Genomic DNA, 20,945 nt, shown 5'->3' with positions numbered 1-20,945 from the left:
ATAAAAGCCAAGATGTGTAATATACTGATTTAAAAGGCTTTTATGGTGCCCCAATCAGGATTCGAACCTGAGACCTTCCCCTTAGGAGGGGGACGCTCTATCCAGCTGAGCTATTGAGGCTACATTCAAGGCGCTTAGTATATAGAGTTCAACTAAAAAATAAAACCGAGACCGTTAGATGCTTGATACCAGACCTTTACTCGAAGCGACTGATTTTCCAGCGATTTATCGTGACAAGCTACAAATACTGCAAATTAATCTGGGCTACCTGTGCAATCTGAGCTGTGTGCACTGTCATGTAAACGCAGGTCCTAAGCGTACCGAGCTGATGAGCCGGGAAACCATTGATGATGTACTGCGTTTTATTGATCAGCATGATATCAAATTATTGGACCTGACCGGCGGTGCGCCGGAGATGAACCCTGAGTTTCGTTATCTGGTGACTGAAGCGCGCCAACGGGGTGTCGATGTTATTGATCGTTGTAATTTGACTATTCTGGTTGAACCCGGTTACGAAGATCTGGCTGATTTTCTGGCTGAGCAGCAGGTGATTATCACGGCTTCTCTACCTTGCTACTCCGAACAAAATGTGGAGAACCAGCGGGGCAAAGGGGTTTTCAATAACAGTATTGAAGCTCTGAAAAAGCTTAATAGCCTGGGTTATGGCAAAGAGGGCAGTGGCCTGCAGTTGAATCTGGTCTATAACCCAGGTGGTCCTTTCTTACCGCCGTCTCAGATAGGTTTACAGGAAGCGTATAAAAAAGAGCTGGGTGATAATTTTGGTATTGAGTTCAACGAGTTACTAACCATTACCAATATGCCAATCAGCCGATTTGGCAGTATGCTGCTGTCGAAAGGTCAGTTTGAAGATTATATGCAGTTACTGAAGGATAGCTACTCTGATGCCAACTTGAATAACGTGATGTGTCGTACGCTGATCAGTGTGGATTGGCAGGGCCAGGTATATGACTGTGACTTCAATCAGATGCTGAAGATGCCGTTAATCGCGTCTGACAGTGCCGATATTTATCTGAAAGATCTACTGGATCAGGATCTGATCGGTAATGAGATCTGCATCGGTGATCATTGTTACGGTTGCACGGCGGGTCAAGGCAGTAGCTGTGGTGGTGCACTGGACGGTTAGGCCATCGGTTTGATAAAGCGATCTTTACGCCCTTCTCTTTGAAACAAGGAAACCCTTGTGATCTCGATTATTATCCCGGTTTTGAATGAGCAGCAGGGTATTGTTCAACAGCTGCAAGCACTGCAGATTTTCCGTCAGCAGGGTCATGAGATCATTATGGTGGATGGTGGCAGCACGGATGATACGGTTGCCTTATCTCTGCCCTTGGTCGATAAGGTGCTGTATTCCCAGCCTGGACGCGCTTACCAGATGAATCTGGGTGCAGCTCAGGCCAGTGGTGATCTGTTACTTTTTCAACATTGCGATAGCCAATTACCAGATGAGGCGTTGGCGTTATTGGAGGCTCTGCCTGATTCACAACATTGGGGGCGTTTTGATGTTCGCCTAACCGGTCGGCACCCTATGTTTAAGGTGATCGCTTTTATGATGAACTGGCGCTCCCGCTTGACCGGCATTGCTACGGGAGATCAAAGCATCTTTGTTTCCAGGTCACTCTTTGAGCAACTCAGAGGCTTCCCTGAGCAGCCGTTAATGGAGGATATCGAACTCTCCAGCCGCTTATGCCAGCTGAAAAAGCCGGTGTGCTTTAAACAAGCCCTGACGACCTCATCCAGGCGTTGGCAACAGAGGGGCATCTGGAAAACAATCCTATTAATGTGGCGCTTGCGCCTGGCCTATTTCTGCGGTGTGTCTGCGGAAAAGCTGGTTCAACAATATTATCCCAACTATGTTATCCATGAAAAAACGCAACCTGATCCAATTCGCCAAGGCACCCATTCCGGGAAAAGTAAAAACCCGCTTGATGAGCCAATATAGCGCGGAGCAAGCCGCAGAAATTCACTGTGCGTTGACTGTGCAAACCTTTCAAACGTTACAACAGAGCAATGCGGATCAAGTGGAGCTACATATTGCTGGCGACCTGCAACATCACTTCTTTCGACAGGCACTTTTTGCGCAAGCCGCTCTGAAACCCCAGGTTTCGGGTGATCTGGGAGATAAGATGCGCCAAGCTCTGAATAACAGTCTGGAGCAGTATCAATACTGTTTACTGGTGGGTAGTGATTGCCCTGCGCTCACGACAACGGTCCTGGAGCAGGCTTTTTTAGCTCTTGAAGGTTTAGCTCTTGAAGGTAATGGACAACAGCCTGGAACAGATCTTGTATTGATCCCTGCCGAAGATGGGGGTTATGTATTGATCGGTTGTCGCTGTCCGTTACCTGATAATGTGTTTGAGGGTATTGACTGGGGGGAAAGTACCGTTTTAGCTCAAACGCTTGCCAATCTGAAGCAGCAGCACCTGAGTTATACTCTTCTGCCGACACTATGGGATGTGGATCACCCTGAAGATGTGGTTCGCTGGCAGCAAGAAGGGGGAGCAATAAACCTGTGACGAGCGCTCTGGAAAAGACTGCAGATCATAGCCGAGAAGATCGCTTAAATTGAAGGTAAGGGATGCAGGGGATCAGGAGATCAGGAGATCAGGAGATCAGTGGTACGATCAAGCCAGCCCCATACGTCGCGCTTCTCGCTGGATATAGGAAACAAAACGGTCAATCTCCCGCTGATTACGGCCATCCGGGCTTAAGAAGCGAAAGCCACACTCAGTATTCTGCTTCACTGTATCGTAAACAGCGTGGCGAGCTTCTGCTGCACATAATACTGAAGAATCAAACGCATTTTCCGGTAAGTCGAAAGCTACTTCGTCAAAAACTTCCAACTCCTCAAACTCAGGTTCTACCAGATAGGGAAACAACACCTTACAACCAGAGGATGAGATATCAACGATCTGTCCAATCAGAGGTTTGGGTCGTTCATAAGACACCAGCTTAACATCAACCCGATCAGACATAGCAATGTGAGCCCGAAAAGCATCACGACGTTGCTTATACAGTAACTGCTTAGGCAGAGCGATCTTATAAATCGCTGCGCCGTCATTAGTTCCTGCTGCGATAACACGGTTACCACCAAAAACGACCTGAACACCACGATCGTTGCCCGAGATGACAAACTGCTCTGCATTCATCGCTCTTTTATGGCCACTGCCTGAAAGCTCATCCAACAGGAAATAGCCTTCATTCAGATCGACCTTCAGTACAATACTGGTGAAGATCTGCTGATCATGACCCCGGAAGGTAATCGACAGAGGGGAACGATGTTTTTGTAAGGAACGCAGGATCGCAAAGATACTCGCCTGACGAGTGATCACATGCTTACGATCATCCAGAGAAGAAGCTGCTCTTGGGGCCTCAATGCCGGGCATAGATATCAATCCTGCTTTGGGTTGAAGGAGCTAGTGTAGCAAGTGTATTTAAGCTTGTCCCAAAGTTCGGGTTGAAGAAGCAATAGCACGACCTTTGGCATTGTAGGTACGACCAGTACGCGCATCAGGATTGCCCCGTACAACCCCAAGCATAGTATCGACTTGCTGCAGCCCTTTATTGATGATTATTCCATTGGCCTGGTTAAGCTCCTGCACTTCTTCGTGTAGCGTCACCAGTTGCTGCCAACCTTTACTCAAGGCAGCAGAAAAGTTTTCAGGTAAGGAAGCGATTAATTCGTCCATACCGTTATCATCGACAGAAAAACCAGCACCTTCAATCAACAGCCGACGCTGCTCTATGTCGGCTTTGACCTCTTCTAATAGCTGATTTTTTTGCTTGGCAATTGTTTCAATTTTGTCAAGCTCCCGTACTTGCAGAGCCTGTTGCTCATCAAGCATGCACGTTTTAATCTGCTTCATGTGACCGATGCTATCAAGCAGATGTTGTTTAATGCGTAAAGAAAGCTCTGCGCTCACGGGTTACCTCACAGTCCTGACTCAAACTGAATAATATTCTTTGCCAGGGCCTGAGAGTCAACCTGATAACTACCATCTTCAATCGCAGCCTTAATAGCGGCTACTTTTTCCTGGTCGATATCAGGAGCAGACTGAGCTAGATTACTCAGTTTCATCGCTTCTTCGCTAATCTGAACGCTGTCTCCTTTTGTGGCAGGAGCATTACCCGGTTGAGCATCTTTTTTAGCGACCTCATCCTTACTGCCATTAGCAGCGGTATTGCGAATTTTCCCACCCTGAAGACCACCAGATAGGCTGTTAATATCAATAGCCATATGCGCTGACCTCATTCAAAAATTCTTAACTTGCTAAACCTATCGGCGTCTCAGATAAAAACTTTAACAAAAAAGTTATAAATTTCTCTATTTTGCCAGCTTGATCGCATAATGCTTACTGTGTATTAGAGCCAAATTCCAGCGCTCAAAACTACATAGGTACTTCAACCTGACCGGGCCCTGCAACAATGGCTCGTATTATACGATGGGATTGCACATTTCGCACCTGAATCTGTTCCCCAACAGCCCCTTCCTGCAACGCCAGTCCCTTCATTCGTACAACCAAATTGCCCGCAACGGCACGAATCACAACGCTATCACCCTTTCTAACCGCAGCGGAAGCCTTAACCATATTAGTATAAACAATGTTATTTGCCTGTATCGGTCGAGTTGTAGTTGTGCCCGCAACCTGAGCTATATCCCTGAAAAAAGTATAATTTAATGCCGAAGTTTCTACTTCACGCAGAGCAAGCCTTGATGCCGATAGCACAGTATTTCTGGGTACACTGACCTGACTGACGACTACATTTTCAAAAACCCGGATATTTGCAGGAATAAAGATCCCCCAGCGAGGTTGATTGCAGTCCAGACGAATATTCACTTTACCAAACAGATTCTTCTTACCAAGAAAATCGACTTTGATGGGTTGCTGACACTTTGCCAGCTTCAGGCGAGGGTCAACACGCCCCACTGTAACTTCAGTGCGGGTCTTTTCTATATCGGCAAGCTGGGGCTCAAGAAAGTCTATAATCACTTGCTCCAGAGAAGCCTGATTCTCTACAGCCACTTCATTGGCCTGAACAACACTGCTCAGCAATAATACTGCAAAAGCGCTCGCTACATTCAACAACCCTCTTAGAGTCCCAAACCTTGTCAAAATCAGCTCCTTTCTATACCACAAGCCCTATATATTTTTAGCGAACACCGCGTTATGTCAGCAAGCGCTTGTAAAGGTCTCGTAATCTTTTTTAAGAAAATTGTTAGCAGGAGACAAACAAATCCCCTACACAGTTCAATGATACGTTAAATCAATGATATTCTTTACCAGTAAACATTTTCCAATTCAGCAGGCAACTTTATGACAGAACAAGCTGGCCGTTTATCCGAGCGGGCACAATTGGTTGGTGGTAACCGAATGGAACTGCTGCTGTTTCATCTGCGCGGTCGTCAAAGTTACGGTATCAATGTCTTTAAAGTGAAAGAGATTATGCCCTGTCCCCGGCTTACAAACCTGCCGCACCACAGCCCCATTGTGAAAGGGGTTGCAAATATTCGAGGTGAAACTATCTCGATAGTAGACCTTGGACTGGCGATTGGATTGCCTGCGATACAGGAAAGCACTGACAATGTTGTCATCGTAACAGAATACAACCGCATCACTCAGGGCTTTCTTGTGAAAAAGGTTGATCGCATTATCAACCTGAACTGGAAGGAAGTGCATCCACCACCAGCCGGCACAGGCAAAGACAACTACCTGACAGCCGTGACCGAATATCAGGGTGGTATGATCGAAATCATTGATGTGGAAAAGGTGATTTCAGAAGTTCATCCCGTCAACGAAAGAATCAGCAAGGGTGTCATCGCGGATACGGTTAAGCTTATATCTTCCAGCTACCATGTCGTCGTCGTCGATGATTCCTCTGTGGCCCGCAATCAAGTCATCCGTTGCCTGGAAGAAGTCGGCGTGCAAACCACTGGTTTGGAGAACGGCAAACAGGCACTGAACTATCTACAGTCGATTGTGGAGTCTGGCAAAGATATTCGCGATGAAGTACTGATGCTCATCTCAGATATTGAGATGCCCGAGATGGATGGCTATACACTGACCACAGAGATTCGCAGCCACCCTGATCTGAATAAACTGGACATTCTTTTACACACGTCTTTAAGTGGAATTTTTAACGAAGCGATGGTGAAAAAAGTGGGTGCAGATGATTTCCTGGCTAAATATGAAGCTGACGAGTTAGCCCGTAAAGTAGTCAGCAGAATCGAATCTCTACAAACCTTTGAAGAAGTTGAATAGCTTAATTTCTTCGAAATAAACTAATATAAAACAGTATTTCATAGTATTGCCGGGAATGACTTTAGTCTCGCCCCCCTGCTTAAACACAGCAAATACAGGGGTCTTTGAGCAATTTTGTGATAATATGTAAAAAAGTATTTCTGCTTGAGTGAGTTCAAGGAATGTCGACTGTCAGAACCATAGGTACACAAGATTACGATGCATTTAGAAAGTTTCTCCAGGATGCCTGCGGCATTCTACTGGGAGACAACAAGCAGTATCTTGTCACCAGCCGCCTGAACAAAATCATGGCGCAACACGGTATGACCACGCTTGGGGAATTAACCAAAGCGATCACATCACACCCCAGATCCGGCTTGAAAGAAGCGGTAGTGGATGCGATGACCACCAATGAAACCCTATGGTTTAGAGATATCCACCCGTTTAATATTCTGCAGAACCAGCTGCTACCTGAATTGAGTAAATCGTTAGGCGGCCAACAGCTCAAAATCTGGTCAGCCGCCTGCTCTACCGGTCAGGAGCCGTACTCCATCAGTATGGTACTGGACGAATTTAAGCAGAAAAACCCTGGCTCATTCCGAGCCGGTGAACGAATTGTCGCCACTGATATTTCCTCGACGGTACTCAACGCCGCTAAAAGCGGTGAATATGAGATGCTGGCACTGGGCCGAGGCTTGTCTCAGGATCGCCTGACCAAGTTCTTTCAACAGACAGGAGACGGACGCTGGGCGGTCAAGGCCCCGATTAAGCAGCGCGTCGACTTTAAGCCGATGAATCTGCTCCATAGCTATTCCATGCTGGGCAAATTCGATATTGTCTTTTGCCGCAATGTGCTGATCTATTTTTCAGCGGATCTGAAAAAGGATATCCTGACTCGAATCCATGGCACCCTCAAGCCAGGTGGTTATCTGTTTTTAGGTGCTTCAGAAGCATTAAGCAATATGCCAGATCTCTACGAAATGGTTCAGTGTCGCCCAGGAATTATTTATCGCGCCAAGTAATTTCCTTTAACTCTATGATTTAAATAAAAAAGCCCATTTGATGTAAAAAATGGGCTTTTTTAGTTTGCGATAAATCCCGTGAAGTTACAAAAAAATGCTAGGAACTTCTGCGAAAAATCCGCCATAATTAGCTTATCAACTGGTTAATTACGGGGCGAGTTATGGATATACCAACCATTAGCAACGCCTCCAGTTATAGCCGTCTTGTACAGGACTATCGCCAAAAAGAGCGTGGTCTTGACGCCGAACCTGATGATCAACAGCAGGCGGAACTGGAGCGCGAAAAACAGAAAGTTATCTCTGATCTCAGCAAACGGGATGCGGAGGTGCGCGCTCACGAAGAAGCCCACGCCAACGTCGGTGGTGAATACGCTTCGGCTCCCCAATATGACCTCACCGAAGGTCCTGATGGCCGCCAATATGCTACCGGTGGTCATGTTAATATTGATGTCTCGGAAGAAGAAGAACCGGAAGATACCGTTGTAAAAGCGGATATTGTTGAACGTGCCGCCCTTGCTCCTGCCCAGCCTTCACCTCAAGATTTTAAAGTGGCTGGCGAAGCTCGCAGCATGGGCAATGAAGCCCAAGCTGAAATTCAAATAAGAAAAGCTGAAGAAGCCAAAGAAGTACTGGAAAGCGATAGGGCCGAAGAAACTTCAGAGAACTCCGAAACAGGCAACATCAATGCTCCTGCCGCAATAAATAATACCACTGAGAACACCTCAGATAGCAGTGTTGGCAGTTCAGCCATTGGCTCCAGTGCCGCCGCAAATAGCGCAACCCTGGAAAGCAACCGCCCCCAACAGAAACAATTCAGTTTTGGCTTGAGCTTCCCACAACGCTTTACCAGCAATATTTTTCAGCAAGCTAATCCCGCACCGTCACAGGCACAGCAGTTACTGCAACGCTTTGATTCTCTTGGCTTAACTTACCCTCCTGAGCCAATCGGCCAACAAGTATCCATTTCAGCTTAACTCGAAAGCCCAGCCTTAGTGCTGGGCTTTTTGTTTAATTTCCCACATAAAAATCAAAAATTTTTCTTGACCCTGACCGCTCTCTATCATAAGTTTCAAACATACGTTTGAATTAGTTTGTTCAACCCAACCACAAACTACGGATTAACAAACTAAACTTCTTCCATAAAGCTGAAATAAAAGTCATTGATCAACAGCCCAACGCTTCGGCCATTGATCCGCTAACCACCCGAACTTTTATTTCGATACGAACAAGAACAGAAAAGCCGAGGTCGTTATGCCAACTTATAAAGCTCCTTTACGTGATATCCGCTTTGTGATGGATGAGATTCTGGATTTCCCAGCCCACTACGCACAGCTGCCTAACGGTGAAGAGGCCTCGCCTGAGATTATTGGGGCGATCCTGGAAGAAGGTGCCAAATTTGCAGAAGAGGTACTGACCCCGCTGAACCAAAGCGGCGATACCGAGGGCTGTCAGTACAACGATGGTGAAGTCACCACGCCTAAAGGCTTTAAAGAAGCTTACAAGCAGTTTGTAGAGGGCGGCTGGCCTTCCATGACTCAGGACCCGAACTACGGCGGTCAGGGTCTGCCTCAGTCTCTGGGCATGGTACTGAATGAAATGATCTGTTCATCCAACCTGTCCTGGGGCATGTACCCTGGCCTGTCTCACGGCGCGATGGATGCTCTGCAGCACCACGGCACCGAAGAGCAGAAGCAAACCTATCTGAGCAAAATGATCGAAGGTAGCTGGACTGGCACCATGTGTCTGACCGAGCCTCACTGTGGTACTGATCTGGGTCTGATCCGCACCAAAGCTGAGCCGCAGGCGGATGGCAGCTTCTCTATCAGCGGCACCAAAATATTTATCTCCGCCGGTGAGCACGATATGTCCGATAACATCGTGCATCTGGTACTGGCGAAACTGCCTGATGCACCGGAAGGTTCCAAAGGGATCTCTCTGTTTATCGTGCCTAAGTTCACCCCGGATGCGAACGGTGAGCCTGGTGAGCGTAATGGCGTTCAGTGCGGTTCTATCGAGCATAAAATGGGCATCCACGGTAACAGCACCTGTGTGATGAACTTTGACGATGCGAAAGGTTATATCATCGGTGAACCGAACAAGGGCCTGTCCTATATGTTCGTGATGATGAATGCGGCGCGTATCGGTGTGGGTATTCAGGGTCTGGGCCTGACCGAGGTGGCTTACCAGAACTCCCTGGCTTACGCCCGTGACCGTCTGCAGATGCGCTCTCTGAACGGACCACAAGCGCCGGAAAAACCAGCTGATCCTATCATCGTACACCCGGATGTACGCCGTATGCTGCTGACCCAGAAAGCTTTTGCTGAAGGTGGTCGCGCACTGATCTACTACACCGCACAACTGATCGATCAGGTGTCTGCCGGTGGTGAAGATGCAAAAGATGCCGATGACCTGCTGGGTCTACTAACCCCTATCGTAAAAGCCTTCCTGACCGAAGCGGGCTTCGAGTCTACCAACCAAGGCCTGCAGTGTTTTGGTGGCCACGGCTTTATCCACGAGTGGGGCATGGAGCAGTTTGTGCGTGATAGCCGTATCACCCTGCTGTATGAAGGTACTACCGGTATTCAGGCACTGGATCTGCTGGGTCGTAAGATCCTGATGAACCAAGGTGAAAGCCTGCGCAAGTTCACTAAGCAAGTACACAAGTTCTGTCAGGCTGAAGAAGGCAACGAAGAGCTGACTGCACTGATCGCACCTCTGGCTAAGGCCAATAAAGAGTGGGGTGATATCACCATGCAGATCGGTATGAAAGCGATGCAGAACCGCGACGAAGTGGGTGCTGCCTCTGTGGATTACCTGATGTACTCCGGTTACGTGACTCTGGGTTACTTCTGGGCGAAAGCCGCAAAAGTCGCGCAGGATGCACTGGCAGCAGGCACTACTGAAGAAGCCTTCTACAAAGGCAAACTGGCCACGGCTCAGTTCTACTTCAGCAAGCTGTTCCCACGCACTCAAGCCCTGGCCGCAACTATCGCACAGGGTGGCGACAGCCTGATGGCGATGGATGACGAGCAGTTTGGTGCAGGTTTTGAGATCTAAACCGACCATCAATCTTTAAACGTAGCACGCGATCACAAGCGCTATCTACATCCGAGATTTCAGCAGGCCAGGGAAGGCCTGCTTTTCTCTCTTCTGTTTGGCTATCTTCGCCATACCACCAACCGCAACGGCTCAATTCCACCCTGAAAAATGAGATAGCTCCAAGTGACTTGCCGGTCGGCATTAGACTATTTGCTGCAACGCAAAACATTGACACCGCCGTAGGCCGCTTCACAGCTCAACTTACCCGCAATCGCCCATAAAACCTGAACTCATGGGTCACACATCCTGCTGGCTCCACCTTGGGGCATTCAGTAATATGACCAGAAATTAAAATCTGGTCGCAGCCTGAAACTTATCAGTCCGCATTAAAAGCGCCTAATCAACCCTCACAGAGTCAATCCTGTCAGATCGGTATGATTACGCTGTTTTGATCGTTCAGGCGTCAAAATTCCTGGGGGAAATATCTCAATGGCTAAGTATAAAGCTCCTCTGCGCGATATGCGCTTTGTTCTGAATGAAGTGTTTGAAGCGGAAAAAGTCTGGTCCGCAATGCCGGCCACCGAAGAGGTGACACCGGATCTGGTGGACGCCATTCTGGAAGAGGGCGCCAAGGTTACAGAAAACGAACTGTTCCCACTGAACCGTACCGGTGATGAGGAAGGTTGCCAGTTTAAAGATTCCGAAGTAACCACACCGGAAGGCTTTAAAGCGGCTTACGACCTAATGGCTGAAAGCGGCTGGATGGGTCTGGGCGGTAATCCGGAATTTGGCGGTCAGGGCATGCCAAAAATGCTGACTGTGCTGTTTGAAGAGATGCTGTACGCTGCCAATGCCTCTTTTGCGCTGTACCCGGCACTGAACAGTGGCGCGGCACTGTGCCTGGACAATCACGCTGACGAAGCGATGAAAGAGCAACTGCTGCCTGCCATGTATGAAGGCCGCTGGTTAGGCACTATGTGTCTGACCGAGCCGCACTCAGGTACCGATCTGGGCCTGATCCGCACAAAAGCAGAACCAAACGATGATGGCTCTTACAAGATCACAGGTACTAAGATCTTTATCACCGGCGGTGAACACGATCTGTGTGACAACATCATCCACCTGGTACTGGCGAAACTGCCGGATGCACCAGCAGGCTCCCGTGGTATCTCCCTGTTTATGGTACCTAAGTTCCTGATCAACGAAGATGGTTCTCTGGGCGAGCGTAACCCGGCCTTCTGTGGTTCCATCGAACACAAGATGGGCATCAAGGGTTCTGCTACCTGCGTAATGAACTTTGATGGCGCTCAGGGCTGGATGATTGGCGAGCCTAACAAAGGCCTGGCCTGCATGTTCACCATGATGAACTACGAGCGTCTGTCTATCGGCATTCAGGGTCTTGGCCTGGGTGAAGTAGCGTATCAGAGCGCGATGGACTTCGCACAGGAGCGTACTCAAAGCCGCTCCCCAACCGGTGCCAAATACCCGGAAAAATCTGCTGACAACATCATGGTGCACCCGGATGTACGTCGTATGGCATTGAATGTACGCGCTTATAACGAAGCCGGTCGCGCCTTTGCCTCTTACGTCGGCATGCAGCTGGATATTTCTAAGTTCCATCAGGATGAAGACACCCGCAAAAAAGCCGGGGATCTGGTCGCCCTGCTGACACCGGTAGCCAAAGCCTATCTGACCGATCGCGGCCTGGATTGCACTATCACTGCTCAGCAGATCTACGGTGGTCAGGGCTATATCCGCGAGTGGGGTGCCGAGCAGTATGTGCGTGATGCCCGTATCGCCCAGATCTACGAAGGCACCAACGGTATTCAGGCACTGGACCTGATGGGGCGTAAAGTCGTCGCCAATAAAGGCGAATACGTCAAACTGTTTGAGGCCGATATCCGTGAGTTTATGGCGCAAAATGCCGATAACACTGCGGTACAGCCTTATCTGGAAAAACTGGGAGCCGCACTGGAAACTCTGGTACAGGTCACTGATAACGTCCGTGCCCGCGCACAGAGCAACCCGGAAGAGATCGGTGCCGCTTCTGTTGATTACCTGAACCTGTTTGGCCTGGTGACTTACGCTTACATGTGGACTCGCATGGCAGCCGTTGCAGCACCAAAAGCGACAGATGATACCAGTGGCTTCTACGACAGTAAGGTCAAAGTAGCCAATTACTTCTTCGCCCGTGAACTGCCAAAAGCCGCTGCGCTGGCAGCCCAGGTGAATGCCGGTGCTGAGACACTAATGGCGATGGATGAGAACCTGTTTTACGGTGAATAATCGCTCTGCACTGCTGTGAGCATTTCAATGTTCACAGCAGGAAGAATCTGACTGAAAACATAAACTGTCCTGGCGCGAATCACGCTTGGTTGCCGATAGGCCAGCCTACCCAGGAGGTCAAACAGTTACTTCACTCGCTAAGAGTTTGCCGATTGAGGTGATAAACCGAAATCGGCTTTTTTGTGCCTGAAATTAAAGCCAGTGCACAGCCCACCTCTATACCCGATCAATACAAATATCATCAGTAAAATCAATAGCGCCTGACATCAAGCAAAATATAGAAAGAGAAGCATAGAAAAGAAGATATCGAAGAGAAAAATAAACAGATAAAACAGGAAATCAAAGATACAGGAAGGGTAACTATCAGAAATACAGATTTAAAATAATGGGATAAAAACTGATGGTGCGGAAGGAGAGACTCGAACTCTCACACCTTACGGCACCAGAACCTAAATCTGGCGTGTCTACCAATTTCACCACTTCCGCATAATGTGCTGCCCTTATGTTAAACAACCCGGTGAAGGTTTTATCTGTTTAACGGCAGTTTTGACTGTGCTGCATCATCTTCCCATTTTCAAACAGAGTTTCTAACAACTGTCTGACTCTCACCTGAGCAAGGCTTTGCGAGAAGATGGTGCGGAAGGAGAGACTCGAACTCTCACACCTTACGGCACCAGAACCTAAATCTGGCGTGTCTACCAATTTCACCACTTCCGCAGCACGGGGGCGTATTTTATAGCATTTTTTCTGCACGTCAAGAGGGATCAATAAACTCCAAGTAAAAACTATAATAAGCACTCACACAAAGGCTTCTCTATAGCATAATACTTCACTCTTCAACTGTTGGACGAAGACTGTTGAAGCACTTTTATGTCAGCGTGCCCCTTACAATAAACCGAGTCATCGACACAACCCGGTTTATTATAGTCCTTTAATTTCTGACTTAAATAATCAAAAGTCAGCCCTTAGACCACCTTTAACGCCCTTGCTGGCAAACGCCACCGCATCATGGGCGTGCAGGCTTTCCAAGTGCTCAACCTTCAGACAGAAATCCTGATAGATCTCCTGATTTAACAGCCCCTGACGAATCCGGCGTGCGGCATCTTCACAGAACATCAGGTTCTGACCGTTTAAGCGGGCAAACTCCTGCTCATCCTGACGCTTCACTGCGGTCTGTACCGGCGTCTGTAACGCACCTTCAATCTGATCAATCAGTTCAGTCACTGGCAGTGTTTGCAGTTGTGCATCAAGACGTACCGTCACCGTAGCCAGAGAACGCTGGCTACGAGGTGTTGCAATCGAACCTTGCTTGGATAACAACCATTCAGACAGCTCCGATTTACTCACTTGCTCCTGCCCAGCAAAGGCGTCCTGCATCGCCTGCTCCAGTAGCTGACGCGACAGGGAAGCAGAACAAGGACAAGTACTGGAATACGCCACGGTTACTGTTAACTCGATCTCAGTGGCTGCCGATTCGCCTGTTTCAGGCTGAGCCGTCTTTTGCTTCACCTTCAACGTGATCGGATAAGCTTTCCAGCCCGAGCTATCACTTTTCAGTGCTGAGCGCTGCAGATAGAGATCAAAATTAAAACGAATACCGCTTTGCTCGCTTAAACCTTCATGGCTGATCAGCTGCTGCTGTAGCAAAGTTTGTAACGCTTGTGGCTGCAATGCCTGCTGCTGGCAAAACTCCTCCAACAACAAGTACAGGCGTGACATATGAATGCCTTTAGTTTCCGGTTGATCCAGACTGACATAAGTTTGTGCCTGACCCTGGCACAACTTCTCACCCTGAAGCGAATCCTGTATACGCAGCGGTAAGGCAATACCTGCCATGCCTACCCAATCCAGCGCACCTGTAACCTGTGGCCGCTCCGTTGCAGCCACATCCGGCATCACTTTAGGCTCAGATGCAGTTTTCTGAGTCTCAACCGGAGATAAAATAGAGTTCATTAAGGTTTTCCGTATATTAATCGATCACCTGGCAGTAACAGGTGATAGGCTTACATCACATCCATACTTAAAAACAAACGCGGCGCTTGTGGTGTACAAGCCGGGGATCGATGCACCAGACCTTGTCCTTCCTGTTCCGGCCAGGTATCTCCCTTCATTATTATTACGTCACCAGCCCTCATTTGGTTTGGTATTGTTTCTGCAGGGTATAAACCAGACTCATGATCATCCAGACCATTACTACCCCGACCTAATTTGCTGCGATCCACCACCTCATTAGGCAGCCACTGTGTCGCACTACCGGCATAGGTACACACCATACGTGCACCAATACGATCCACATGGAAACGCGGACACATCGCTTCTTTTAGTAGTGACAGGCGCACACCCACTTCTTCCAGACCAAACAGACAGGCAAACATATCGGCCAGATAAACCACATCCTTGATAAAGTCGTTTCTATTAGGATGATCCGGCAAGTCCTGCATCAGGTGTTCGGTTAACGTTTCAGGAGAAGCCACTAAACGCAGCGGTAACAAACGCCCTCGCTCCAGCAACCAGTTCACATAAGCCAGGCTATTAGCATCCAGATCACGCTGCCAGCAGGTGAGACGCACTTCAGCGTCATAAATATTGGCCAATACCAGAGGATCATTATCCAGCTGATAGGCCTCTTGTTTTGGCCTATGACGCAAAGTAAAGCAGTGCTGACTCAGATCACCTGCCAACTGGCGGGTGATCGATGAGTTTGTAGCTGAGCAAAAAGGGGCCTGTTGCGCCTCAGGTTTTATTATGTTGTTTAAAGCAGTCACGGTGTTATACCTCAATACAGAGACGTTACAACATAACAAAATATTGCTTTTCCACCAATACCAGGATCACCAGAACCGCCAACTTATACCATTCCCCGATAAGTTTCTTGATATCAGAGTAGGTTGGATAAGCGAAGCGCCATCCGACACGGACTCCGATACCGGATGATTGTCGGAAGGCGCCTTGTGGCTTTTCCGACCCACAACAACTTATCTGGTTTGGTATAAATAGCGGGCCTACTACTTTTGCTGTCAGGTTAGTACTGCTTGATCACCTCTTAACAGTACCCAGTCAGCTTAAGCCTGCTCTTCGCTGCCTTGCTCTTCTCCCAATAGATACTTCACCGCACCTTCCGGGAAATGATCTGCGGCCTGCTCCCAACTGGAACCTTCAATATTCGGAATCTCGGCCAACAGAGGCGCTGGGATCATCTGATGCAGTGTCGCCAGATTCTCTTTATAGCGATTCATATCAGGGTCAATCTGATTGGCGACCCAACCGGCCAGCTCCAAACCATCACGCTTGATCGCTTCCGCAGTCAGCAACGCATGGCTGATACAACCCAGCTTCATACCGACCACCAGAATTACCGGCTGTTTCAGGCTAATCGCCAGATCGGCCAGAGTTTCTCTTGGGCCCAGCGGCACACGCCAGCCACCGGCACCCTCGATCAACAGCAAGTCGCCTTTTGCCATCATCATGCCACGGGCAAAACCGTTTAAACGGGATACCGACAGCTGCATGCCTTTTTCCGCAGCAGCAATATGGGGCGCGATAGGTGGCTCCAGGGCAATAGGATTCACCAGCTCGTAATCCAGCTCTTCATTCATTGCCGCCATCAGAGTCGTAGCATCACTGTTTCTCAGACCTTCATCAGTCTGTTCACAACCCGCAGCCACTGGCTTATGGGCCAGGGTTTTATAGCCCATCTGACCGGCTTTATGCAGCAGGGTGGCACTAACAAAGGTTTTACCGGCGTCGGTATCGGTTCCGGTGACAAAATAGGTTTTCATCGCTTTTCTTTTCATGAAATGTCTTAACTCCGCTCTACTCAGGACGCTTTAACTGCAGTTCCAGCACCTGATAACTCACCGGCAAGCCCTGCTCAACTCTAAAACCCTCGTAAGCCTGTTTCAGCTTGATAATGGCTTTACGCCCGGTGAGATGGTTTTCACCCTGTACGTGGTGTGCGCCGATGCCCTTGATCGAGTCAATGACGCCTCTGAGATCTGGGTAATACAGGGTTTCGGTATAGCTTTCGCTTTGGCTGATCTCTAAGCCTTGACTCTGAATCGCTTCAGCCAGGCTTTCCAGACCGACAAAATTATTCACATGCTCTGCATCATCAACAGTGGCCCAGCTTTGTTTGAGCTCATCCAGAGTGCCGGGCAGTAGCGTGCAGATAAAGGCCTGTCCACCGGATTTCAGGCTGTTATAAATACCGGAAAACAGCCGGTGATAGTCATTACACCATTGAATCGCCAAACTGGAGAAAATCAGATCCAGACTTGCAGGTTCTAACGGCAACGCTTCTGCATCGGCACAGAGCCAATCAATACCCTGACTACCCGGCTGTTGCTGAGCATAAGACAACATACCCGGTGCCAGATCCAGACCATACACCTGAGATGCCTGGCAGTGATCCCTTAACTTACGGGTCCAATAACCGGTACCACAACCGATATCCAGCACTGAATCTGCCTGTGGACAATGAGACAACAGACGACCCGCAATACGTTTCTGCGCTTCCGCCAACTGATCATACTGACCTGCTGCAGAACTGAACGCTTTAGCCACACGGCTTTTATCGATCACCTTGCCGTTTGAAATCTGTTTACTGCTCATCATCTGCCGCCTTAATAATCCTTAGCAGATGTTCCGCCAGAACTTCGCTTTGAGTCAGCATCGGCAAATGACCACAATCACTCAATACCTCAACCTGCCCCGGTAGTTGCTCTGCGACAGCAACCGGCACCAGAGGATCATGCTCTCCCAGTAACCAATGTAAACGCAACAGCTGAGACTGGGCGCTCTCGCTCAGCTCCTGCTCAGTCAGGTTCAGCTCAGTCAGATCCAACTTGGTCAGATCAAGTTCAGCCAGCCACTTCAGACCTGCCGCCAGAGTTGCATTGTCCGCAGGCATCTCTTTACCCACCAAGGCAGTAAAAGCTTTTTTGCAGCCTCTAAGGTCACTTTCACCCTGCATCTGCAGGCCATGAAAGCGCTTCAGGGTCTTTTCCGGGGCTTGATCAAAACCTTGGCGGAACTGCTCTAATACGTCAGCAGACAGCGCTTCAGGCCAATGTTCACGTTGAGCAAAACTGGCATTACTGCCCAGCATAATCAGCTGACCAGTGTGAAATTGAGCGGCTTCGTTCTCTGTGGTTTGATTCTCTATAGCCTGGCTCGCTGCAGTCTGTTTATTCGATGGGCTTTGCTGAGCGACAAGCTCCGCCAACCATAGCACCAGATTACCCCCTAAGGACCAGCCCAACCAATGGGCATCCAGCGGTAGTTTTGGCAGCATAACTTCAGCTAATTCATTAAGATTATCGGCCTCTGCCAACGCTGGCTCATCCCCATAACCGGGCCAGGACAGATTAATAATCTCCAGTTCAGGACAACGGGTATTCAGCACCTCAATCAGCGGCTGCCAGACTGCAGGACTGGCACCCCAGCCATGCAACAACACCAGAGGTTTTAGCTGACCTGACACTTCTGTACCTCTCCCTACAGGCTTGCTGTTTGCGGGAACGTTTTCTTTATCGACTGTTGCTATTGAAGCACTCATAACTCAACTGCCTCTGGCAGACCTCGTTGCTGCACAATCTGTTGCAGAGCCGTTAATAAACGCTCCAGCTGCGACTGAGTATGACTGGCACTGAAGGTGATTCTTAAACGTGCGGTGCCTTTTGGTACGGTTGGTGGACGAATTGCGGTTACCAGAATGCCTTGTGCTTCCAGCGCCTGACTCCAGGCCAAAGTTTCCGCTTCGCTACCAATCAAAATCGGTTGAATCGGCGTCGGTGAATCCATCAGGGTTAAGCCCATCGCCTGAGCTTCGCTTCGGAAATGTTGAATCAGCTGCTGCAGATGTTCACGACGCTCCGGTTCCTGCTGCACAATTTGCAGGCTGGCACGGGTCGCCGCTGCCACGGCCGGTGGAATCGCGGTGGTGTAGATATAAGGACGGGCAAACTGGATCAGGGTTTCGATCAGGGTTTCGCTACCAGCAACAAAGGCACCACTGGTACCAAAGCCCTTGCCTAACGTGCCCATCAGCACCTGCACCTGAGACTGATCAAAACCTTCGGTCAGACCTAAGCCTGTTTCACCCAGACAACCCAGGCCGTGGGCATCATCCACCATCAGCCAGGCATCGTGTTTGGCACAGCACTCAACCAGCTCTGTCATAGGTGCACAATCACCATCCATGCTGAATACACCATCGGTGACCACTAAACGGCGACGGCTCCGGTCTTTACTCCGGTCTTTACTCAGACGTTTATCTAGGCTTTCAACATCGTTATGCAGATAGCGCTGAAAACGCGCGCCGGAGCTTAAACCACCGTCCAATAAAGACGCATGGTTGAGCTTATCCTCAAACACCGCATCCGGCTTATCCACCAGGGCACCGATGCAGCCCAGATTGGCCATATATCCCGTCGAGAACAGCAGGGCACGATCACGCCCGGTAAATGCCGCTAACTCTTCTTCCAGCGCATGGTGTTCCGCACTGTGACCATTGACCAAATGGGACGCACCACTGCCGACACCATAAATGCTCGCTGCCTGCTGGAAACGTTCGATCACTCTGGGATCATTGGCCAGCCCCAAATAGTCATTGCTGCAGAACGCCAACATCGGCTTATCATCAATCAGGGTTTCCGGTTGCTGGGCCGCATTCAAAGTACGGCGGCTACGATACAGGTGATCCTGTTTACGCTGTTCAAGGGCGTCTTGCAGACTGTCAAAGGCAGACATAGTTTCTCGCAGATCCTAGAGGCTGTTTTCAGACCGATGTCATTTCCAATCCGTTATTAGCTATTCCCAATCAGTCGGATACCTGATGATTGTCGGAAGGCGCCTTACGGCTTTTCCAACCTACAATCGTTTATCCTGACGGGTATAAATAAAAACGTGGGGCAGACAGCAAACGACCGGTGAACTCTTAGAGTTGACCGGTCGTTTATCAAACAAAATAGCGTGTACTTACACTACCAGACCGCAAGGTTTACGCTCGCGACCTTCAGTGGAAACCGGCGTGGTGGCATCGTAGAACAGACTACCCACTTCGTTTTCCTGAATCGCCTCTTTCAGCGCGGCTTCATGCACGGAATCATCTACCGGTACTTCACGACGCTCTGGGTGAATACCCAGACGCTGGAACAGTTCACGGTCTTTGTTCGCCTGCGGGTTGGCGGTCGTCAGCAGACGCTCACCGTAGAAGATGGAGTTCGCACCGGCGAAGAAGGTCATCGCCTGCATCTCATCGGTCATCTCCTCACGACCGGCTGACAGACGCACGTGGGATTGCGGCATCATAATGCGTGCAACCGCGATGGCGCGGACAAAGTCCAACGGGTCCAGATCTTCCACCTGATCCAGTGGCGTACCTTCAACCTTAACCAGCATATTGATCGGCACACTCTCAGGGTGTGGATTCAGGTTGGACAGCTGAATCAGCATCTTGGCGCGATCAGATTCCTGCTCACCCATCCCCAGAATACCACCGGAACAGATCTTCATACCGGCATCACGCACGTGAGACAGGGTATCCAGACGATCCTGATAGGTACGGGTGGTAATAATCTGGTCGTAGAACTCAGGTGAAGTGTCCAAATTGTGGTTGTAGTAGTCCAGGCCCGCATCAGACAGTTGTTGTGCCTGATCCTTATCCAGCATACCCAGGGTCATACAGGTTTCCAGACCCATGGCTTTTACGCCTTTGACCATCTCAATAACGGCAGGCAGGGTCTTTTTGTTGGGTGATTTCCAGGCAGCGCCCATACAGAAACGGCTGGCACCGGTTTCTTTCGCGGCTTTCGCCTGCTCCAGAACCTTACGTACTTCCATCAGCTGCTCTTTTTCCAGGCCGGTGTTGTAGTGGCCGGACTGAGGGCAGTACTTACAATCTTCCGGGCAAGCACCGGTTTTAATCGACAGCAGCGTACTGACTTGAACCGCATTAGGATCAAAGTTCTCACGATGGATGGAGTGTGCTTTGAACAGCAGGTCGTTCATTGGCAGATCAAACAGGGCCTGAACCTCTTCCAAAGTCCAGTCGTGACGAGGTGCGCTAGATACGGTCATGGAAATTCCTGTAGCAACTTATCTTATTCTAGGATTGCTCAGCATAATAACCGGGCAAAGCCCAGTGTCAACCAGAAAACTATTTTAAGGTTTACACACCTGATCCGTAGCATAATTGCAACCTCAAGGAAAAAAGGGTTAATATGCAACTCAAAGATATGTTTATAATCATTTTCTTTGTCGAGATAAGCATATATCGCAGAAGGCATTTATCCCAGACGGGATAACAACCTAAGCGATTGATATTCATAGGATGAAATAA

Annotated in this window: 19 protein-coding genes and 3 tRNA genes; 8 read left to right on the top strand and 14 right to left on the bottom strand. The window is 49.1% G+C overall.

Features of this window, described 5'->3' with window-relative positions; genetic code table 11:
• Nucleotides 1–43: 43 nt before the first annotated feature.
• Nucleotides 44–120: transfer RNA gene (locus H579_RS0100550), tRNA-Arg, on the bottom strand.
• Between the two features lie 58 nt (nucleotides 121–178).
• Here H579_RS0100550 and arsS point away from each other — a divergent pair.
• Genes arsS through H579_RS0100535 form a run of 3 tightly spaced genes read left to right on the top strand, consistent with a single transcriptional unit; the run spans nucleotide 179 to nucleotide 2,534 of the window.
• Entirely contained in the window at nucleotides 179–1,144 is a 966-nt protein-coding gene (gene arsS, locus H579_RS0100545) for an arsenosugar biosynthesis radical SAM (seleno)protein ArsS (protein ID WP_028299040.1), read from the top strand.
• Between the two features lie 57 nt (nucleotides 1,145–1,201).
• Nucleotides 1,202–1,960 carry a TIGR04283 family arsenosugar biosynthesis glycosyltransferase gene (locus H579_RS23670; RefSeq protein ID WP_084623757.1) on the top strand — a complete coding sequence of 253 codons (759 nt, stop codon included), beginning with the start codon at nucleotides 1,202–1,204 and terminating at the stop codon, nucleotides 1,958–1,960.
• Entirely contained in the window at nucleotides 1,947–2,534 is a 588-nt protein-coding gene (locus H579_RS0100535) for a TIGR04282 family arsenosugar biosynthesis glycosyltransferase (RefSeq protein WP_051227177.1), read from the top strand. The genes H579_RS23670 and H579_RS0100535 overlap by 14 nt, the downstream gene beginning before the upstream one ends.
• A 108-nt stretch (nucleotides 2,535–2,642) precedes the next feature.
• On the opposite strand, the gene H579_RS0100530 is transcribed toward H579_RS0100535, so the two are convergent.
• The 4 genes from H579_RS0100530 to flgA all read right to left on the bottom strand — a co-directional run bounded on the left by H579_RS0100530 (nucleotide 2,643) and on the right by flgA (nucleotide 5,102).
• Nucleotides 2,643–3,404 (bottom strand): flagellar brake protein, encoded by a 762-nt coding sequence (locus tag H579_RS0100530; protein WP_028299038.1) that lies wholly within the window; start codon nucleotides 3,402–3,404, stop codon nucleotides 2,643–2,645.
• A gap of 48 nt (nucleotides 3,405–3,452) precedes the next feature.
• Nucleotides 3,453–3,941, bottom strand: a complete 489-nt coding sequence (locus tag H579_RS0100525) for a flagella synthesis protein FlgN (RefSeq protein WP_028299037.1) — start codon at nucleotides 3,939–3,941, stop codon at nucleotides 3,453–3,455.
• Between the two features lie 8 nt (nucleotides 3,942–3,949).
• Nucleotides 3,950–4,255, bottom strand: a complete 306-nt coding sequence (flgM, locus tag H579_RS0100520) for a flagellar biosynthesis anti-sigma factor FlgM (protein WP_028299036.1) — start codon at nucleotides 4,253–4,255, stop codon at nucleotides 3,950–3,952.
• Nucleotides 4,256–4,406: 151 nt separating this feature from the next.
• Nucleotides 4,407–5,102 carry a flagellar basal body P-ring formation chaperone FlgA gene (flgA, locus tag H579_RS23665; protein ID WP_157834524.1) on the bottom strand — a complete coding sequence of 232 codons (696 nt, stop codon included), beginning with the start codon at nucleotides 5,100–5,102 and terminating at the stop codon, nucleotides 4,407–4,409.
• Between the two features lie 231 nt (nucleotides 5,103–5,333).
• Here flgA and H579_RS0100510 point away from each other — a divergent pair, with 231 nt between their 5' ends.
• The 5 genes from H579_RS0100510 to H579_RS0100490 all read left to right on the top strand — a co-directional run bounded on the left by H579_RS0100510 (nucleotide 5,334) and on the right by H579_RS0100490 (nucleotide 12,604).
• Nucleotides 5,334–6,278 (top strand): chemotaxis protein, encoded by a 945-nt coding sequence (locus H579_RS0100510; RefSeq protein WP_028299035.1) that lies wholly within the window; start codon nucleotides 5,334–5,336, stop codon nucleotides 6,276–6,278.
• A gap of 161 nt (nucleotides 6,279–6,439) precedes the next feature.
• Nucleotides 6,440–7,279 (top strand): CheR family methyltransferase, encoded by an 840-nt coding sequence (locus H579_RS0100505; protein WP_028299034.1) that lies wholly within the window; start codon nucleotides 6,440–6,442, stop codon nucleotides 7,277–7,279.
• A 161-nt stretch (nucleotides 7,280–7,440) separates the two neighbouring features.
• Nucleotides 7,441–8,253 (top strand): putative metalloprotease CJM1_0395 family protein, encoded by an 813-nt coding sequence (locus H579_RS27485; protein WP_051227175.1) that lies wholly within the window; start codon nucleotides 7,441–7,443, stop codon nucleotides 8,251–8,253.
• Nucleotides 8,254–8,530: 277 nt separating this feature from the next.
• The gene (locus tag H579_RS0100495; protein ID WP_028299033.1) at nucleotides 8,531–10,336 is read left to right on the top strand and encodes an acyl-CoA dehydrogenase C-terminal domain-containing protein; all 1,806 of its coding nucleotides are present in this window, start codon (nucleotides 8,531–8,533) and stop codon (nucleotides 10,334–10,336) included.
• 471 nt (nucleotides 10,337–10,807) lie between these two features.
• Nucleotides 10,808–12,604, top strand: a complete 1,797-nt coding sequence (locus tag H579_RS0100490; protein ID WP_028299032.1) for an acyl-CoA dehydrogenase C-terminal domain-containing protein — start codon at nucleotides 10,808–10,810, stop codon at nucleotides 12,602–12,604.
• Nucleotides 12,605–13,005: 401 nt separating this feature from the next.
• Here the strand turns inward: H579_RS0100490 and H579_RS0100485 are convergent.
• The 9 genes from H579_RS0100485 to bioB form a co-directional block, all read right to left on the bottom strand.
• A tRNA-Leu gene (locus H579_RS0100485) sits at nucleotides 13,006–13,090 on the bottom strand.
• Nucleotides 13,091–13,236: 146 nt separating this feature from the next.
• Nucleotides 13,237–13,321: transfer RNA gene (locus H579_RS0100480), tRNA-Leu, on the bottom strand.
• 234 nt (nucleotides 13,322–13,555) lie between these two features.
• Nucleotides 13,556–14,557 carry a GTP cyclohydrolase FolE2 gene (folE2, locus tag H579_RS0100475; RefSeq protein WP_051227174.1) on the bottom strand — a complete coding sequence of 334 codons (1,002 nt, stop codon included), beginning with the start codon at nucleotides 14,555–14,557 and terminating at the stop codon, nucleotides 13,556–13,558.
• Between the two features lie 50 nt (nucleotides 14,558–14,607).
• Nucleotides 14,608–15,369: a DUF1826 domain-containing protein gene (locus H579_RS0100470; protein WP_157834523.1), complete on the bottom strand. Its 762-nt coding sequence runs from the start codon at nucleotides 15,367–15,369 to the stop codon at nucleotides 14,608–14,610.
• A gap of 297 nt (nucleotides 15,370–15,666) precedes the next feature.
• Nucleotides 15,667–16,398, bottom strand: a complete 732-nt coding sequence (bioD, locus tag H579_RS23655) for a dethiobiotin synthase (RefSeq protein WP_036564928.1) — start codon at nucleotides 16,396–16,398, stop codon at nucleotides 15,667–15,669.
• A 19-nt stretch (nucleotides 16,399–16,417) separates the two neighbouring features.
• Entirely contained in the window at nucleotides 16,418–17,215 is a 798-nt protein-coding gene (gene bioC / locus H579_RS0100455) for a malonyl-ACP O-methyltransferase BioC (RefSeq protein ID WP_028299028.1), read from the bottom strand.
• Nucleotides 17,205–18,161 (bottom strand): alpha/beta fold hydrolase, encoded by a 957-nt coding sequence (locus H579_RS0100450; protein ID WP_028299027.1) that lies wholly within the window; start codon nucleotides 18,159–18,161, stop codon nucleotides 17,205–17,207. The genes bioC and H579_RS0100450 overlap by 11 nt, the downstream gene beginning before the upstream one ends.
• Nucleotides 18,158–19,354 (bottom strand): 8-amino-7-oxononanoate synthase, encoded by a 1,197-nt coding sequence (gene bioF, locus H579_RS23650; protein ID WP_036564927.1) that lies wholly within the window; start codon nucleotides 19,352–19,354, stop codon nucleotides 18,158–18,160. Before bioF ends, H579_RS0100450 begins: the two co-directional genes overlap by 4 nt.
• A 228-nt stretch (nucleotides 19,355–19,582) precedes the next feature.
• The gene (gene bioB, locus H579_RS23645) at nucleotides 19,583–20,683 is read right to left on the bottom strand and encodes a biotin synthase BioB (protein ID WP_051227172.1); all 1,101 of its coding nucleotides are present in this window, start codon (nucleotides 20,681–20,683) and stop codon (nucleotides 19,583–19,585) included.
• Nucleotides 20,684–20,945 lie beyond the last annotated feature (262 nt).

Source organism: Oceanospirillum beijerinckii DSM 7166 (assembly GCF_000422425.1).
Taxonomy (GTDB): domain Bacteria; phylum Pseudomonadota; class Gammaproteobacteria; order Pseudomonadales; family Halomonadaceae; genus Oceanospirillum; species Oceanospirillum beijerinckii.
This window is presented reverse-complemented; position numbering and strand designations above follow the sequence as displayed.

Bases quoted from the DNA above. Each gene is read 5' to 3' on its own strand.
- flgM (WP_028299036.1), bottom strand. From the start codon at position 4,255: ATGGCTATTGATATTAACAGCCTATCTGGTGGTCTTCAGGGTGGGAAA.
- H579_RS0100490 (WP_028299032.1), top strand. From the start codon at position 10,808: ATGGCTAAGTATAAAGCTCCTCTGCGCGATATGCGCTTTGTTCTGAAT.
- H579_RS27485 (WP_051227175.1), top strand. From the start codon at position 7,441: ATGGATATACCAACCATTAGCAACGCCTCCAGTTATAGCCGTCTTGTA.
- H579_RS0100450 (WP_028299027.1), bottom strand. From the start codon at position 18,161: ATGAGTGCTTCAATAGCAACAGTCGATAAAGAAAACGTTCCCGCAAAC.
- H579_RS0100530 (WP_028299038.1), bottom strand. From the start codon at position 3,404: ATGCCCGGCATTGAGGCCCCAAGAGCAGCTTCTTCTCTGGATGATCGT.
- H579_RS0100495 (WP_028299033.1), top strand. From the start codon at position 8,531: ATGCCAACTTATAAAGCTCCTTTACGTGATATCCGCTTTGTGATGGAT.
- bioC (WP_028299028.1), bottom strand. From the start codon at position 17,215: ATGAGCAGTAAACAGATTTCAAACGGCAAGGTGATCGATAAAAGCCGT.
- H579_RS0100505 (WP_028299034.1), top strand. From the start codon at position 6,440: ATGTCGACTGTCAGAACCATAGGTACACAAGATTACGATGCATTTAGA.
- arsS (WP_028299040.1), top strand. From the start codon at position 179: ATGCTTGATACCAGACCTTTACTCGAAGCGACTGATTTTCCAGCGATT.
- H579_RS0100535 (WP_051227177.1), top strand. From the start codon at position 1,947: ATGAGCCAATATAGCGCGGAGCAAGCCGCAGAAATTCACTGTGCGTTG.
- folE2 (WP_051227174.1), bottom strand. From the start codon at position 14,557: ATGAACTCTATTTTATCTCCGGTTGAGACTCAGAAAACTGCATCTGAG.
- H579_RS0100510 (WP_028299035.1), top strand. From the start codon at position 5,334: ATGACAGAACAAGCTGGCCGTTTATCCGAGCGGGCACAATTGGTTGGT.
- bioB (WP_051227172.1), bottom strand. From the start codon at position 20,683: ATGACCGTATCTAGCGCACCTCGTCACGACTGGACTTTGGAAGAGGTT.
- bioF (WP_036564927.1), bottom strand. From the start codon at position 19,354: ATGTCTGCCTTTGACAGTCTGCAAGACGCCCTTGAACAGCGTAAACAG.
- bioD (WP_036564928.1), bottom strand. From the start codon at position 16,398: ATGAAAAGAAAAGCGATGAAAACCTATTTTGTCACCGGAACCGATACC.